The following is a 14,361-nucleotide window of genomic DNA, read 5'->3' on the forward strand; positions in this document are numbered from 1 at the left end:
CCGTAAATGGGCGCGCGGATCGCGGTTTCCGTGCGGGAGAGATATTGTGCGCGTCCTTCCCAGCGAACGTCTGCTTCCCGGCAAAAGCGAAGGTGAACCGCTTCCCGACAGCCATAGCGAGCTGCCGCCGGTCATCCGCCGCACCGAGTTCGTCGCTTTCGCGCTCGCAGGCCTGCTGCTGATTGCGGTCGTCACCGTACTCTATGTCGGAAGAGCGTTCTTCCTGCCCGTGGTAATGGCCTTCGTGATCGGCACCATGCTGTCGCCGGCGGCGAGCTTCCTGGAGCGATGCAAGGTGCCACGCGCGCTCGCCGCCGTCCTGATCGTGGTCGCTGGGACCGCGGTGGTTGCCTTCGCCCTGGCGCTGATCGCCTCACCGATTATGGAGTGGAGCACGCGCCTGCCGGAGCTCGGCGCGCAATTGAGGGACAAGCTGCACGTGTTCGACCGGCCGCTGGCGCTGTGGCGCGAGCTGCAAGGCATGGTCGGCGGCTCGGAGGCGTTCCCGAGCTTCCAGATGCCGAAGGTCGAGTGGGTGCAACCGACGCTGGAATTCCTGTCACCGACCTTTACTGAATTTCTGCTGTTCTTCGTCACCCTCATTCTGTTCATCGCAAGCTGGCGCGACCTGCGCCGGGCCATGATCATGACCTTCAGCGATCACGACGCGCGGCTGCGCACGCTGCGTATTCTCAACGAGATCGAGGTCCATCTCGGCAACTACCTGCTGACCGTCACTCTTATCAATGTCGGCGTCGGCGTCGCCACCGGCCTGATCTGCGCGCTCACCGGCATGCCCAATCCAGCCGGGCTCGGCGCGCTGGCGGCAACGCTCAATTTCATCCCGATCATCGGGCCAGTCGCGATGTTCGCCGTGCTGGTCGTCGTTGGGCTGGTCGCCTTCCCGACGATCAGCGGTGCCCTCATGGCGGCGCTCGCCTTCGGCGGCCTCACCTTCCTGGAAGGGCACTTCATCACGCCGACCATCATCGGCCGGCGGCTGGCCCTGAACGCGCTTGCGGTCCTGCTCGCGCTCGCGTTCTGGACCTGGATGTGGGGCCCGATGGGCGCGTTCCTGTCGTCGCCGCTCCTGATTGTCGGCCTGATCCTCAAGGAGCATCTGTTGCCGGCGGATTCGCCGCAGCTGCCGCAGGCCTGAGGCGGTTTCCGCAAACGGAACTTCCCCGACGACGAAACGTTCTCCGGCTATCTCAGCCGTCAACAGTTTGGAGCTCCCGATGTCCACGACCAATGCCGAAGCCGGGATGAAAGACTGGACCGACAACGCCACCAGAGAACGCCTCGAGAAGGATGTAGCAGCCGTGAAAAGCGATATCGCCGCCCTCACTGAACAAATCACCGACGCGCTCAATACCTTCGCCAATTCCAGCAGCAAGCAGGCTCGCCGCGGCTATCGCCAGGCGCGCGAGAACGTGGATTCCGCGATGGACGACATGTCCGAGCGCGGCAGCGCGATGATGGAGGCTGCGCAAGACGCCTACGGCTCGATCGAGGAGACGCTGGAAGAGGCCATCACGCAGCGGCCGCTCGCGACCGTCGGGCTCGCCCTCGGCATCGGCTTCCTGATCGGCGTCGCCTGGCGCCGGTAGGTTTGCGGAATGGATCTTGAGACGGCGACGCTGCCGCGCCGCCGATGCCGGCGTGTGGCGGCTCGGCTTGTGGGGATTTGAGGAGCAAGGCCATGTTTCAGCGCATCATCGACGGGATCAGTGCATCCACCGGGACCACTGTGCGACTGACCTCCCTTGCCGCAGGCGCGGCATTCGCGCTCTTCATCACCACGTGCTTCCTCTGCGCCGCGGCCTTCATCTTGGTGCTGGAGAAATATGGTCCGGTGCAAGCCTGCCTCGCGGGTGCCGGCGTTTTCTTTCTGCTTACCTTGGCCGCAGCAGTGAGCTATTGGGCCTATAAGCGGCAGTTGCGCAAGCAAGCCCAGATCGCGGCCGAGCGTGCCGCGAAGTCGGCGGCGCAGAGCATGCTCGCGGACCCCATGCTGCTCGCCACGGGACTCCAGATCGTCCGCGCCATCGGAATCAAGCGGCTGTTGCCGATCTTGGCGATCGGTGGCGTCGCACTCGGAATCATGGCGAGCCGCGCTGGCGTTCCCGACGAGGCATCGGCCGAACCCGCCGAGTGACGACGAGCGTGGGTTAGAAAATTTCGCCGCAACTGCTGCCAGCTGATCTGGCGGAGTTCGGCAGGAAGGCGCAGCGCAATTTTGCGCCATCCGGCACGGATGTCCCCCGCCATCACGCAAACGCTACTCGGATGGGCAGGCGGTTGCCGCTAAAAGCGGCGCCCCTGATTCCAAAAGTCTTTTCGCAATGAAACCGTCCGTCAAGGCGAACCTCGCCGCATTCCAACCCGACGCCAGGCTGTATTTGACACTCGGCATCGCCAATTGGTCGGTTTTCGTCGACCACATCCCGAACAACGTCGTCAACCTGCTGACGCTGCGAAATTTCGGCTTCAGCGGCGCCGCGGATTTGTTCGTGTTCGTGGTGGGCTATGGCGTCGCCATCATCCACGGCCGGATGGCGCTGGAGCGCGGCTACGTCGTCGCGGCGACGCGCATCTTTCGACGTGTCTGGCGGCTCTACGCCGCCTACGTCGTCCTGTTCGTCATCTATATCGACACCATCGCCTATGTCGCCTCGCAATCGATGGCACCGGAATTCATCCACGAATACAACATCTCGGGGATTCTCGAGCACCCGCTGCGCATCCTGATCCGCGGCCTCGTGCTCCAGGAGGAGCCGCTGAACCTCGACCTCCTGCAATTGATGATCCCGCTGATGGCCTTCTTTCCGCTTGTGCTGTGGGGCCTGTTGCGGCGGCCGAATGTGACGCTCGCGGCATCGGTTGCGCTGTACCTTGCCGCACGCTGGTTCGATTGGAATTTCCGGGTGTACCCGGATCAGGAGTGGACCTTCAATCCGCTCTGCTGGCAGATGCTGATGGTGCTGGGCGGCTGGTTCGCCGTGACAGGCGCACCCGGACGGACGTTGCGCAGCATGCCCTGGTTGCGGATCCTCGCCGGGACCTATCTCGTTTTGGCGATGGCCGTCACCTTGATGCGCCACTCACCGGCGCTCTCCGCTTATCTGCCGAACTTGCTCCTCGACGGCATCGCACCGACGGAAAAGGAAAACCTTGCGCCTTATCGCGTGCTTCACTTCCTCGCGTTCGCCTTCGTCGCGACCCATCTCATTCCGGCCGGTCATCCCGGCCTGCAATTGAAGCCGCTTCAGGCGGTCATCAGATGCGGCGAGGAATGGCTCGCCGTGTTCTGCGTCGGCGTCTTCCTGTCCTTTGCCGGTCATCTGATCCTGATCACGGGGCCCAATCTGGTGGGGATGCAGGTCGTGGTGAGCCTCGCCGGCTTCGCCGCGATGACCGCGGTCGCCTATTACATCGCCTGGTCGAAGTGGCAGGACCTGCCCGCCGCCCTGCGGCAGCAGGCCTAGTGGGGAGCCCATTTCGATTCTCCTAGGTTCGCCGCCGAGGCTGCGCTATGCGAATCGAGCGCAGGTTGCGCGAGGAGACCGGGCCAGATCATGGCGAGAAACGAGGGTGAAGGATCTGACGGCGCGCCGCCCCGGCGCGGCCGGCCGCGGTCGATCGAGACCGCCAACGCCATTCTCGAAAGCGCGTATGCGCTGATGGCTGCGACCGGCCTTGCCGCCACCACCATCGACGCAGTCGCGCGCAACTCCGACGTGTCCAAGATGACGATCTACAAATGGTGGCCATCCCGGGAGGCGCTTTTGATCGACGCCTTTCTCCACCACGCCGCACAGATGCTGCCGCTGCCCCCGGAAAGCTCCGGCACGCCTGCGGCGCGTGCACGCCGCCACGCCGCGGCCTATGCCGAGGCACTCCAGGGCGAGTTCGGCAAGGTGCAGCTTGCCGTGATCTCCGAATGCATTTCGAAGACCGGCTCCGCCGAGCTGTTCTACGCCCGCTATCTGCAATTCCGCCGCGACGCGCTGCTGGAGATGATCGCAGCAGGCCAGAAGGACGGCAGCATCCTGGCCCAGGGGCTGCCTGAGGATCTCTACGACGCGATCTACGGCGGCCTGTTCTACCGCTACGTCTTTGGCATCGCGCCGGTCACGCCGGCCTACGCGCGCAATCTGGTCGACCTGGTGTTGCGGCCGAAGGACTGAAGTGCCGCTCTACCGCACCGGCTGCGAAAACTTCTCGGTACGATCGCGCTCGGACATGTCGACCACCGTCTCCATCGGCGCCGTCAGCTCGTAGACGTAGGAGACGTCGGTGAAGTAGCGCTTGGCGGTGCCGCCGAGCGCCTCGGGCGCCACGCGGTCGAGCAGGATCAGGCCGAAATCGGAATCGGGACGGCGCGTCGCCTCGCTGGTGTTGAACTCCTCCCAGCGGAAATTGAAAATCTCGTCGGGCTCCTCGCCGGTCACCGTCCAATTGGCGGTGATGTGCGGATGCTTTCCGACCAGCGACAGGCCTTCGTCGGAATGCGAGGCGAGCTCGAAGAACAGCAGAGACAGGCTCTGCGCCGCGCGCGCGCTGACAGCGATATCGGGACCGGTGACGGCGATGCGTTCGGCATGCGGGATGGCGCGCGCTTCGAACAGGCCCTTCAGCTTGACACCCTGCCATTGGCTCTCGCTGAGCAGCGAGACCACGTTCGACATGGCGTGGATGCGGCCGATCAGGAGCTCGCGCGCGACGTCGATGTCCGAGCCGTGGCGCAGCGTGCGCGTCACGATCGACTGGATCACCGCCAGGATGTTCTTGACCCGGTGATTGAGCTCGTCGATGACAGCGGTCAGCCGGCGCTCGAAGCCAATCCGCACCTGGATTTCCCGGCTGAGCCGCAGGTTGTTGTAGGCGACATAGCCGAACAGGCCACATACCATCGCGGTGATCGCAAAGCCGATCGCCGCCACGATGATGGCAGTCTGCTCGGCGCGACGCGCCGAATTGGTCTTCGCGTAGTAGGCGAGCTGCCAGTCACGGCCACCGAAGCTCACCGTGCGCATGGCCGACGGGGCCAGCCCGTCCGCCGCCGTCGCGCGCGTGGAGACCACGCCCTGGTCGTTGGCGACGAGCTCGCCGCCGTCCTTGCGCGGATCCCTGAGCGCGACCGAGAACAACGACATGTCGTCATTGGTCAGCATCAGCGAGGCAAGCTCGTAGGAAAATGTGACGAACCCGGCCGGCTCCGTTGCCCCCTCGGGAATGACGGGCGCGGCCACGATGACGCCGATCGGCCCGTCGCCGCTGAGCAGCGGAATCGGATCCGAGGCAACCGACCGCTTCTCGGCGCGCGCACGCGTCAGCATGGCGCTGGAAACCGGATCCTGATCGTAGCTGCGGCCGGGCAGCGTCTTGGTCTCGTTGCTGCGCGGCTCGAGATCCATCAGCACGTCGATCGGCTGAGTAACGTCGGCGGGATTGATCGGCTTGTCGTCAAACGTGCGGATCCGCGGATTGGGGAAGCCGGCGCCGGCAATGGCAGCCTGCGCTGCCGCAAGCTCGTTCGGCTTCAGCCGGGCGATCCAGCCGGCCACCACGAAATCGGTCTTGAAGGCGTAGATGGCCGAGCGCAGCGGCTCCAGCATGTTCGGCTTGATCACGGATGGCGCACGGAACAAGCCGGAAGCGACACGCGCGAGCAACTCCCGCTCGGTGAGGCGGTCCTGGACCAGGCTTGCGTGAACGTCGATCGCACGCGCGAGCGCGATCCGGTCCAGCGCCAGCTCCTGATCGTGAACGCGATAGGCCGCAAGCCCGGAGAGCAGGGCTCCGAGCAAAGCGATGAAGCCGATGATGAAACCCAGCCGGACCACTTCGACTACTCAGGCGAAAGCAAGAGGTCGGCAATAATTGTGGACCATATGAACGCCGCTCGAACGGCCATCTGCCGAAACAGGGTGAACCCCAGTGGCGGAGATAATGGAGGAGGAGGCATCAGTACGCAACGTAGGTCGGCTGACAAGCTTAATCCGCCCGGCCGATGGTCAGGCCGGAATGGCTGCCCCGAGGCGGAGGTAGTTAATCTCCGTGTCTAAAATTTGTTCCGCCGCTCTGGGCCTGCTTCACCCGTCAACGGCGAAAATCACCTGCGCCAAGTCGTCGCGTCGGTCAGCCTGCCCGCCTCAGGCCACCTTTGGCCTCGATGAACTCGACAATGCGGTCGAGCCCCTGGCTCTTCTTCAGGTTGGTCATGACGAAGGGACGCTGGCCGCGCATGCGCTTGGCGTCCGTCTCCATCTTTTCCAGGGAGGCCCCGACATGGGGCGCCAGGTCGATCTTGTTGATGACAAGAAGGTCTGACCGGGTGATGCCCGGGCCGCCCTTGGACGGAATCTTGTCGCCGGCGGCAACGTCGATGACGTAGATGGTGAGGTCGGCCAGCTCTGGGGAAAAAGTGGCAGCGAGATTGTCGCCGCCGGACTCGATCAGCACGAGATCGAGGCCCGGAAATTTCGCGCGCATGTCCGCCACCGCCGCGAGATTCATCGAGGCGTCCTCGCGAATCGCGGTGTGCGGGCAGCCGCCGGTCTCGACCCCGGCGATCCGATCCGGTGTCAGCGAACCCGAACGCACGAGGTATTCGGCATCCCATTTGGTGTAGATGTCGTTGGTGATCGCGGCGATGTCATAGCGCTCGCGCATGGTCTTGCAGAGCAGGTCCATCAGCGCGGTCTTGCCCGATCCGACCGGGCCGCCGACGCCGACACGTAAGGGGCCGTGAGACGTAGCCATTGATTCCTTCCTATCGTCGTCCTGGCGGAGTGTGACGCAACGTGCTCACGATCTGAACAGCCGCGTATATTGTGTCTCGTGCCGGAGGCTGGCGAGATCGGCGCGGAAAGTCGCGCTGCCGAGATCGTCCAATGTCGCCTTCAGCGCACGATTGGCGGTCGCGGCGACGGCGGCTTCCAGCGTCACCAGCACACGCTGGCTGTCGGTCTGGCCCAGCGGAATGAGACGGCTGGCCGCGGAAATCCAGTTTGAGACCAGCGCATGCAGGAAAGCGTGCAGCGTCGGCGCCAGCGGGACACCATGCATCGCGGCGACCACGCCGACGGCGACCGGATAGACCAATGGCGCGCGGCATGCCGCGACCATCACATCCAGCCCATCGGCATCCCACGCCGCGCGCGCGATGTCGATGAAGGCGCGGCCTTGGGAGGTCGTTTCCAGCTGTCGTTCGCGCGACGGCACGAAGGCGGCCGCGAGCTCGGCGGTATCGTTCAAAGTGGTGCTCTCGTCGGCTTCCGCGGCGCGATAGGCATGGACCAGGAACGTCGCATCGCAAAGGCCGGAGCCGTCGCCGAGCATAGTGTCGAGCCAGTCGGCCAGCGTCGCGGTATCGGTGATGTCGCCGGCCTCGACGGCCCATTCGATGCCGCTGGAGTAGGAGAAACCACCGACAGGAAACGCCGGCGACAACCAGGTCATCAACCGGTACAGCGCCGCCGCCTCGCGCTCGGCGAGGTCAGCGGCGCCGACCGGCTCATTTGTGGTCATGAGCATGCTTGTGGCCGTGGTGATGGTCGCGGTGGTCGCAATGCTCGTCGTGGTGATGGTGATGATCGTGACCATGATCATCATGGTCACGTTCGTGATGATGGTGGCCGTGATCGTGATGCGCATGGGCGTCGTGACCATGCGCGTGACCGGCGTCGGCATAGGCGCCGCCTTCGGGATCGAACGGCGCCTCGATCTCGATCACGCGGGCGCCGAGACCCTTCACCATGGCTTCGATGACGTGGTCGCGGCGGATACGCAAGGCCTTGGCCATGATCTGCGTCGGCAGGTGGCGGTTGCCGAGGTGCCAGCCGACGCGGATGAGATGGTGCGGATCGTGGCCGCGGATCTCCAGCAGCGGTTCGGGCGCCGCCACCACCTCCACCAGCCGGCCGTCCTCCAGCACCAGCGCATCGCCGCCGCGCAGCGCGACGGCATGCTCCAGGTCGAGCAGGAATTCGAGCCCCCGCGTCCCCGTCATGGCCATGCGGCGACGGTGCCGATCGTCGAAATCAAGCACCACCGTATCCACGGGTGCTTCCGTGAAGCGGTGCTGCCCCCTGACCTGCGTCGCCCGGATCATGCGTTTACCCCGTTTACCGTGTCTCGACCTTCTCGGGCGTGATCACCTCGATCTTCGGCGGCGCCGTGAAGCACTTCACCGCGACGCGGCCGAACGTCTTCATATGCTCCATGGCACGATGCGGCACCAGCGCCTCGGCGTTCTCCCACTGCTCGACGAACACCATTTTGGCAGGGTCGGTGACGCTCTCGTGCAAATCATAAGCGATATTGCCGGGCTCCTTCCGCGTCTCCTTGATGCAGGCGGTGGCGGCTGCAATGAATTCGGCGCGCGTTTCGGGCTTGATGGTCAAGGTGGCAACGACATAGATCACGAGAAATCCTCCCGGCTTTTCTTCTGGGTTCAAGATACCGGCGGGACATTAGACCAGGCAGGGTCGAACTCAAGACCGGAAAACAACCCCGAGGCATGCAGCACAGGCTATTTCAGTACATGAAATATCGCTGCGCCATCGGCAGCACCTCGGCGGGGGCGCAGGTGAGCAGCTCGCCGTCGGCGCGCACCTCATAGGTCTCCGGATCGACCTCGATCTTGGGCATGGCGTCGTTGTGGATCATGCTCTTCTTGGAGATCTTGCCGCGGGTATTCTCGACGGCATAGAGCGTCTTGTCGATGCCGAGTTTTCGCGCAAGACCTCCGGTGACGGCGGCCTTCGAGGTAAAGACAACGGAGGACGCCGTGCGCGCCTTGCCGAAGGCACCGAACATCGGTTGGTAGTGCACCGGTTGCGGCGTCGGGATCGAGGCGTTGGGATCGCCCATGGGCGCTGCGACGATGCTGCCGCCCTTGACGATGCAGTCCGGCTTGACGCCGAAGAAGGCCGGCGACCACAGCACGAGATCGGCGAGCTTGCCCTTCTCGACCGAGCCGATCAGTTTCGACACGCCGTGCGCGATCGCGGGATTAATGGTGTATTTGGCGATGTAGCGCTTGACGCGGAAATTGTCGTTGCCCTTGCCCTTGTCCTGCGGCAGCGATCCGCGCTGCTTCTTCATCTTGTCGGCGGTCTGCCAGGTCCGGATGATGACCTCGCCGAGGCGGCCCATCGCCTGCGAGTCCGAGGACATCATCGAGAGCGCGCCGAGATCATGCAGGATGTCCTCGGCGGCGATGGTCTCCTTGCGGATGCGGCTCTCGGCGAAAGCCAGATCTTCCGCGATCGAGGGGTCGAGGTGGTGGCACACCATCAGCATATCGAGATGCTCGTCGATGGTGTTGCGCGTGAAGGGCCGCGTCGGATTGGTCGAGGACGGCAGCACGTTTTTCAGGCCCGCGACCTTGATGATGTCGGGGGCGTGACCACCGCCCGCCCCTTCGGTGTGGAAGGCATGGATGGTGCGGCCCTTGAACGCCTTGATCGTATCCTCGACGAAACCGGATTCGTTGAGCGTGTCGGTGTGGATCATGACCTGGATGTCGTGATCGTCGGCGACCGACAGGCAGTTGTCGATCGCTGCTGGCGTCGTGCCCCAATCCTCGTGCAGCTTCAGCGCACAGGCGCCGGCTCTGATCATCTCGACCAGCGCGGCGGGCCGCGAGGCGTTCCCTTTGCCGGAAATGCCGAGATTAACCGGAAAGGCGTCGAACGACTGGATCATCCGGGCGATATGCCAGGGCCCCGGCGTGCAGGTCGTGGCGAAGGTGCCGTGCGAGGGGCCGGTGCCGCCGCCCAGCATCGAGGTGACGCCGCTCATCAGCGCGTGCTCGATCTGTTGCGGGCAGATGAAATGGATGTGGCTGTCGAAACCGCCGGCCGTGAGAATCTTGCCTTCGCCCGCGATCACATCGGTGCCGGGACCGATGATGATGGTCACGCCCGGCTGGATGTCTGGGTTGCCGGCCTTGCCGATCGCGGAAATCATGCCATCCTTGATGGCGACGTCGGCTTTCACGATGCCCCAATGGTCGACGATCAGCGCATTGGTGATGACCGTGTCGGCGGCGCCCTGCTTGTTGGTGACCTGCGACTGGCCCATGCCGTCGCGGATCACCTTGCCGCCGCCGAACTTCACCTCTTCGCCGTAGGTTGTGAAATCCTTCTCGACTTCGATGATGAGGTCGGTATCAGCTAGACGCACCTTGTCGCCGGTGGTCGGGCCGAACATGTCGGAATAGACGGACCGCTTTATTTTGACGGACATCACAAGCCCCGTATGCGTTTGAATAACTGGTCGGTCACAGCACGGCCCTCGCTGCTTTCACGGCATCGTCGAACTTCTCGTCGAGCCACGCGTTGCCGCCGCGGCAGCCCGCAACGACTTGCGTGGCCCACTCAACGTAATCGACGAGTTCGTCGTGCTCCTCGGCACTCAAATCGGTTTGAATGCGCGCCGCTGTATTGCTGATCTTGTCGGCAATCTTGATCAGCTTCGCGCCGGCGGATTTTTTTGGCGCGTCCATCGCCTGCCGACGCCGTCGCTCGGCTTTCGGCAGACTCATGTCGTCGGTGCATTCCGCGACGAGGGCGGCGACACGCTCGGAGAATCTCTGCGCCAGCTCCTCGCGCGTGGTGTCGGTGTCCTCGATGGAATCATGCAACCATCCGGCCGCCACCAGCTCGGCATCGGCACCACCGGTCGCGGTCGCAAGCAGGTTCGCGACCTCTGCGAGATGATTGATATAGGGCTCGTTGCCGCGCCCCTTGCGCGCCATGCCGTTATGACGGCGCGCAGCGAGTTCGGCAGCTTCAGAGACGAGGCGGATGGGTGAGAGCATGGCTTAGGCCTCCTTCGCGCCATCAGATACACCGATCTCTCCGTTCCCTCCCCTCTTGCGGGGGAGGGCCAGGGAGAGGGGTGCTCCGGGCTCCGCTACCTGAAGGATGGCGAGAACCACTCCCTCCAGGTTCTTCATTACGTCGTTATTGGTGAAGCGCAACACGCGATATCCGCGCGACGCGAACCACTCGTCGCGCACCTCATCGTGACGTATGCGCGCCGCGAATTCGTGGCTTTCACCGTCGACCTCGACGACGAGCTTGCAGGAATGCGCAACGAAATCGGCTATGTAATCGCCCATTGGAGCTCGACGGCGAAACCCGAGGCGAGCCAAGCGGTGAGCTTTAAGATGGCGCCAGAGAAGCGTCTCCGCGGGCGTCATCGCCCGCCGCAATTGCTTGGCACGGGTTCTTTGCGACCGGGAGACTTCGTCGTGTGGCATACCCCCCTCCCCGCCCCTCCCCCGCAAGGGGGGAGGGAGCGCGACAGTTGCGCTCACCTCACCGTGGATCACTGCACTCGCCTCAATCGCGTCGCGCTGCGCTCGCCGTTATTGCACTCACAGCCTCCCCATCACCTCGCCACGAAAACCGTAGATCGTCTTCTTGCCGGCCATGGCGACGAGCTGGACATCGCGGGTCTGGCCCGGCTCGAAGCGGACGGCGGTGCCGGCCGCGATGTCGAGGCGCATGCCGCGGGCGCGTCTGCGGTCGAACTTCAACGCCGGGTTGGTTTCAAAAAAATGGTAGTGCGAGCCGACCTGGATCGGACGGTCGCCGGTGTTGGCGACTGTCAGCGTCACGGTCTTGCGGCCAGCATTAAGCTCGATCTCGCCGTCCTGGATGAAGAGTTCGCCGGGAATCATGTCTGCTCCTACCTGATCGGCTCGTGGACGGTGACGAGCTTGGTGCCGTCCGGAAAGGTCGCCTCGACCTGGATATCGTGGATCATCTCCGGAATTCCCGGCATCACCTGATCGCGGGTCAACACCTGCGCGCCGGATTGCATCAGTTCGGCGACGGTGCGGCCGTCACGGGCGCCTTCGAGGATAAAATCGGAGATGATCGCGACCGCCTCGGGATGGTTGAGCTTGACGCCGCGGTCCAGCCGGCGGCGCGCCACGATGGCGGCCATGGAGATCAGAAGCTTGTCCTTTTCGCGGGGAGACAGGTTCATGCGAAATCTCTTCCGTTCAACACGTCAATTCAACCACAGCCGCGGCAGCACGGCGCCGGTGCGCGCCAGCACCGCCATCATGTCAGCGCGCAAACGCGCCGCATCTTGGGCACAGAACCGCGCCATTGCAAAGCCATTCCAGGCGGATATCCCGACCTCGCCCGCGAACGAGTCCGATGCTTCGCGCAGGCGCTCAACCAGGGCCTCGTCTCCAGGCAGGATCAGGGCCGTGCCGATCGCGGCGCCATCTTTGGCAACGGCAGATCGGCCGAGTTTTGCGCCGATATTGCCGTCGAGCCTGATGGTTTCGGCGAACACCAGCTTGCCGCCGCGAGAGAGCCGCCAGCGATCGACAAACTCGCCCTGCTCCATCCGCTCGCCCATGGCGGTGCGACCGAACACCACGATCTCGCAGAGCAGAAGCGAAGCCGTCTCATCAAGCGCGATGTCGAAGCGGCGATAGACACGGGCGCGATCGAACAGGATGGTCTCCTGAGGCAGCCAGGACAGATGCGCGCCTGCGCCGACCTTCAGCGCGATATTGAGCTCGGCCGCCTGTCCCGGCGCACGATAGACCTTTTCTGCGGCCGCAGTAGTCAGCGTCAGCCGCGCAGCATCAGCGGCCGTGATCTCAATGTCGAAGCGGTCGCCGCCAGCGACCCCGCCGGCCGTGTTGACGAACACGCCAGACAGCCCCTCGCCTTCTGGCGACGGAAAGCGCACGCGCAGCGAGCCGCTTTCATGCAACGTGCCACGCCGCGTCACGCCGTCGCGCGCCTGAACATCGAAGCTCACCGCGCCGCGGGCACGGTTCGCCTCGAAAACGGTTGATGTGACTGAAAAGTCGCTGCGCATCCGCCTCCCCAGCCGGTCGCGGCAGAATGGCCTACAGCGCCATCTGGCGGCTGATTTCGCTCGCGTCGAGATTGGAGCGGTCGCAGGTGAACTTCACCGCGCCGCGATCCATCACCGCGAAACTGTCGCCGAGTTCGCAAGCAAAGTCGAGATATTGTTCGACCAGCACGATCGCAATGTTGCCGAGGTTGCGCAGGTAGGAGATGGCGCGGCCTATGTCCTTGATGATCGACGGCTGGATGCCTTCGGTCGGCTCGTCGAGCAGCAGCAGCTTTGGCCGCATCACCAGCGCGCGCCCGATCGCGAGCTGCTGCTGCTGACCGCCGGAGAGGTCGCCACCGCGCCGGCCGAGCATGGATTGCAGCACCGGGAAGAGCGAGAACACGTCATCCGGAATGTGCTTGTCCTCGCGCTTGAGCGGGCCGAAGCCGGTCTTGAGGTTCTCCTCGACCGTGAGCAACGGAAATATCTCGCGGCCCTGCGGCACGAAGCCGATGCCCCTGCGCGCGCGCTCGTAGGGCTTCAGGCCCGTGATGTCTGTGCCGTCGAGCACGATCGCGCCCGAGGAGATCGGATATTGCCCGACCATGGCGCGCAAGAGCGAGGTCTTGCCGACGCCGTTGCGGCCGAGCACGCAAGTCACCTTGCCCGGCTCCGCCGAGATCGAGACGCCGCGCAGCGCCTGCGCCGCGCCGTAGAACAGGTTGATGTCCTTGACCTCAAGCATCGCTCAGCGTCCCAGATAGACTTCGATGACCCGCTCGTTGGACGAGACCTGGTCGATGGTGCCTTCCGCCAGCACGGTGCCTTCATGCAAGCAGGTGACCTTGACCCCGAGCTCGCGTACGAAAGTCATGTCGTGCTCGACCACCATCACGGTGTGGGTCTTGTTGATCTCTTTCAGCAGCTCGGCGGTGAGATGCGTCTCGACGTCGGTCATCCCGGCGACCGGCTCGTCGACGAGGAGCAGCTTTGGGTCCTGCGCGAGCAGCATGCCGATCTCGAGCCACTGCTTCTGGCCATGGCTGAGGCTGCCGGCGAGACGGTTGCGGGCGTCGGTGAGCCGGATCGTCTCCAGCACCTTGTCGATGCGCTCGGACTCCGCTTTGCTGCCGCGCCAGAACAGCGTGCCCCGGACCGAGTGATCGACATTGAGCGCGAGCAGGAGATTGTCCTGCACGCTCTGGCTCTCGAACACGGTCGGCTTCTGGAATTTGCGGCCGATGCCGAGCTCGGCGATCCGGGTCTCATCGAGCCGCGTCAGATCGGTGACCCCATCGAACAGCACAGTGCCCTCGTCCGGCTTGGTCTTGCCCGTGATGATGTCCATCATCGTGGTCTTGCCGGCGCCGTTCGGGCCGATGATGGCGCGCATCTCGCCGGGCTCGAGTGTCAGCGACAGGTTGTTGATGGCGCGGAAGCCGTCGAACGAGACGTGCACGCCGTCGAGATAGAGCATCGCGGAGGTGGCGCGGGTATCCATGACGTTCATCG

The 14,361-nt window shown here is 64.1% G+C and carries 18 protein-coding genes; 5 read left to right on the forward strand and 13 right to left on the reverse strand.

What is annotated here, in order from left to right; genetic code table 11:
* Positions 1-46 precede the first annotated feature (46 nt).
* From IVB01_RS28850 to IVB01_RS28870, 5 genes are all read left to right on the forward strand, one after another.
* Positions 47-1,159, forward strand: a complete 1,113-nt coding sequence (locus IVB01_RS28850; protein ID WP_247277811.1) for an AI-2E family transporter — start codon at positions 47-49, stop codon at positions 1,157-1,159.
* A 79-nt stretch (positions 1,160-1,238) separates the two neighbouring features.
* On the forward strand, positions 1,239-1,610 hold the full coding sequence (locus IVB01_RS28855; RefSeq protein WP_247277812.1) for a DUF883 family protein: 372 nt from the start codon (positions 1,239-1,241) through the stop codon (positions 1,608-1,610).
* 92 nt (positions 1,611-1,702) lie between these two features.
* Positions 1,703-2,158, forward strand: a complete 456-nt coding sequence (locus IVB01_RS28860; protein ID WP_247277813.1) for a hypothetical protein — start codon at positions 1,703-1,705, stop codon at positions 2,156-2,158.
* Between the two features lie 187 nt (positions 2,159-2,345).
* Positions 2,346-3,488 carry an OpgC domain-containing protein gene (locus IVB01_RS28865; protein ID WP_247277814.1) on the forward strand — a complete coding sequence of 381 codons (1,143 nt, stop codon included), beginning with the start codon at positions 2,346-2,348 and terminating at the stop codon, positions 3,486-3,488.
* 90 nt (positions 3,489-3,578) lie between these two features.
* On the forward strand, positions 3,579-4,190 hold the full coding sequence (locus IVB01_RS28870) for a TetR/AcrR family transcriptional regulator (protein ID WP_247277815.1): 612 nt from the start codon (positions 3,579-3,581) through the stop codon (positions 4,188-4,190).
* A 9-nt stretch (positions 4,191-4,199) separates the two neighbouring features.
* Here IVB01_RS28870 and IVB01_RS28875 read toward each other — a convergent pair whose 3' ends face one another.
* The 13 genes from IVB01_RS28875 to urtD form a co-directional block, all read right to left on the reverse strand.
* Complete coding sequence (locus IVB01_RS28875) at positions 4,200-5,849, reverse strand: HWE histidine kinase domain-containing protein (protein ID WP_247277816.1); 1,650 nt, start codon at positions 5,847-5,849, stop codon at positions 4,200-4,202.
* 295 nt (positions 5,850-6,144) lie between these two features.
* The gene (gene ureG, locus IVB01_RS28880) at positions 6,145-6,768 is read right to left on the reverse strand and encodes an urease accessory protein UreG (protein ID WP_247277817.1); all 624 of its coding nucleotides are present in this window, start codon (positions 6,766-6,768) and stop codon (positions 6,145-6,147) included.
* Between the two features lie 45 nt (positions 6,769-6,813).
* Complete coding sequence (locus tag IVB01_RS28885; protein WP_247277936.1) at positions 6,814-7,542, reverse strand: urease accessory protein UreF; 729 nt, start codon at positions 7,540-7,542, stop codon at positions 6,814-6,816.
* Positions 7,523-8,119 carry an urease accessory protein UreE gene (locus IVB01_RS28890; RefSeq protein WP_247277818.1) on the reverse strand — a complete coding sequence of 199 codons (597 nt, stop codon included), beginning with the start codon at positions 8,117-8,119 and terminating at the stop codon, positions 7,523-7,525. The genes IVB01_RS28885 and IVB01_RS28890 overlap by 20 nt, the downstream gene beginning before the upstream one ends.
* Before the next feature lie 13 nt (positions 8,120-8,132).
* Positions 8,133-8,432 carry a putative quinol monooxygenase gene (locus IVB01_RS28895; RefSeq protein ID WP_007599815.1) on the reverse strand — a complete coding sequence of 100 codons (300 nt, stop codon included), beginning with the start codon at positions 8,430-8,432 and terminating at the stop codon, positions 8,133-8,135.
* Between the two features lie 112 nt (positions 8,433-8,544).
* Complete coding sequence (ureC, locus tag IVB01_RS28900; protein WP_247277819.1) at positions 8,545-10,260, reverse strand: urease subunit alpha; 1,716 nt, start codon at positions 10,258-10,260, stop codon at positions 8,545-8,547.
* 34 nt (positions 10,261-10,294) lie between these two features.
* Positions 10,295-10,834 carry an HD domain-containing protein gene (locus tag IVB01_RS28905; protein ID WP_247277820.1) on the reverse strand — a complete coding sequence of 180 codons (540 nt, stop codon included), beginning with the start codon at positions 10,832-10,834 and terminating at the stop codon, positions 10,295-10,297.
* Between the two features lie 3 nt (positions 10,835-10,837).
* A complete protein-coding gene (locus tag IVB01_RS28910) occupies positions 10,838-11,278 on the reverse strand; it encodes an endonuclease domain-containing protein (protein ID WP_247277821.1) in 441 nt (146 codons plus the stop codon).
* A gap of 117 nt (positions 11,279-11,395) precedes the next feature.
* Positions 11,396-11,701 carry an urease subunit beta gene (locus IVB01_RS28915; RefSeq protein ID WP_247277822.1) on the reverse strand — a complete coding sequence of 102 codons (306 nt, stop codon included), beginning with the start codon at positions 11,699-11,701 and terminating at the stop codon, positions 11,396-11,398.
* A gap of 8 nt (positions 11,702-11,709) precedes the next feature.
* Positions 11,710-12,012 (reverse strand): urease subunit gamma, encoded by a 303-nt coding sequence (locus IVB01_RS28920; protein WP_027553946.1) that lies wholly within the window; start codon positions 12,010-12,012, stop codon positions 11,710-11,712.
* A gap of 24 nt (positions 12,013-12,036) precedes the next feature.
* A complete protein-coding gene (locus IVB01_RS28925) occupies positions 12,037-12,867 on the reverse strand; it encodes an urease accessory protein UreD (protein ID WP_247277823.1) in 831 nt (276 codons plus the stop codon).
* Positions 12,868-12,898: 31 nt separating this feature from the next.
* Positions 12,899-13,594: an urea ABC transporter ATP-binding subunit UrtE gene (urtE, locus tag IVB01_RS28930; RefSeq protein WP_247277824.1), complete on the reverse strand. Its 696-nt coding sequence runs from the start codon at positions 13,592-13,594 to the stop codon at positions 12,899-12,901.
* A gap of 3 nt (positions 13,595-13,597) precedes the next feature.
* Positions 13,598-14,359 carry an urea ABC transporter ATP-binding protein UrtD gene (gene urtD, locus IVB01_RS28935; RefSeq protein ID WP_247277825.1) on the reverse strand — a complete coding sequence of 254 codons (762 nt, stop codon included), beginning with the start codon at positions 14,357-14,359 and terminating at the stop codon, positions 13,598-13,600.
* Between the last annotated feature and the right edge of the window lie 2 nt (positions 14,360-14,361).

The organism is Bradyrhizobium sp. 164 (assembly GCF_023073715.1).
GTDB lineage: Bacteria > Pseudomonadota > Alphaproteobacteria > Rhizobiales > Xanthobacteraceae > Bradyrhizobium.

What these genes read in the sequence shown, in the direction of transcription:
- urtD (WP_247277825.1), bottom strand. Translation starts at nt 14,359, where the DNA reads ATGAACGTCATGGATACCCGCGCCACCTCCGCGATGCTCTATCTCGAC.
- IVB01_RS28910 (WP_247277821.1), bottom strand. Translation starts at nt 11,278, where the DNA reads ATGCCACACGACGAAGTCTCCCGGTCGCAAAGAACCCGTGCCAAGCAA.
- urtE (WP_247277824.1), bottom strand. Translation starts at nt 13,594, where the DNA reads ATGCTTGAGGTCAAGGACATCAACCTGTTCTACGGCGCGGCGCAGGCG.
- IVB01_RS28855 (WP_247277812.1), top strand. Translation starts at nt 1,239, where the DNA reads ATGTCCACGACCAATGCCGAAGCCGGGATGAAAGACTGGACCGACAAC.
- IVB01_RS28925 (WP_247277823.1), bottom strand. Translation starts at nt 12,867, where the DNA reads ATGCGCAGCGACTTTTCAGTCACATCAACCGTTTTCGAGGCGAACCGT.
- IVB01_RS28865 (WP_247277814.1), top strand. Translation starts at nt 2,346, where the DNA reads ATGAAACCGTCCGTCAAGGCGAACCTCGCCGCATTCCAACCCGACGCC.
- IVB01_RS28915 (WP_247277822.1), bottom strand. Translation starts at nt 11,701, where the DNA reads ATGATTCCCGGCGAACTCTTCATCCAGGACGGCGAGATCGAGCTTAAT.
- IVB01_RS28885 (WP_247277936.1), bottom strand. Translation starts at nt 7,542, where the DNA reads ATGCTCATGACCACAAATGAGCCGGTCGGCGCCGCTGACCTCGCCGAG.
- ureC (WP_247277819.1), bottom strand. Translation starts at nt 10,260, where the DNA reads ATGTCCGTCAAAATAAAGCGGTCCGTCTATTCCGACATGTTCGGCCCG.
- IVB01_RS28920 (WP_027553946.1), bottom strand. Translation starts at nt 12,012, where the DNA reads ATGAACCTGTCTCCCCGCGAAAAGGACAAGCTTCTGATCTCCATGGCC.
- IVB01_RS28860 (WP_247277813.1), top strand. Translation starts at nt 1,703, where the DNA reads ATGTTTCAGCGCATCATCGACGGGATCAGTGCATCCACCGGGACCACT.
- IVB01_RS28890 (WP_247277818.1), bottom strand. Translation starts at nt 8,119, where the DNA reads ATGATCCGGGCGACGCAGGTCAGGGGGCAGCACCGCTTCACGGAAGCA.
- IVB01_RS28905 (WP_247277820.1), bottom strand. Translation starts at nt 10,834, where the DNA reads ATGCTCTCACCCATCCGCCTCGTCTCTGAAGCTGCCGAACTCGCTGCG.
- ureG (WP_247277817.1), bottom strand. Translation starts at nt 6,768, where the DNA reads ATGGCTACGTCTCACGGCCCCTTACGTGTCGGCGTCGGCGGCCCGGTC.
- IVB01_RS28870 (WP_247277815.1), top strand. Translation starts at nt 3,579, where the DNA reads ATGGCGAGAAACGAGGGTGAAGGATCTGACGGCGCGCCGCCCCGGCGC.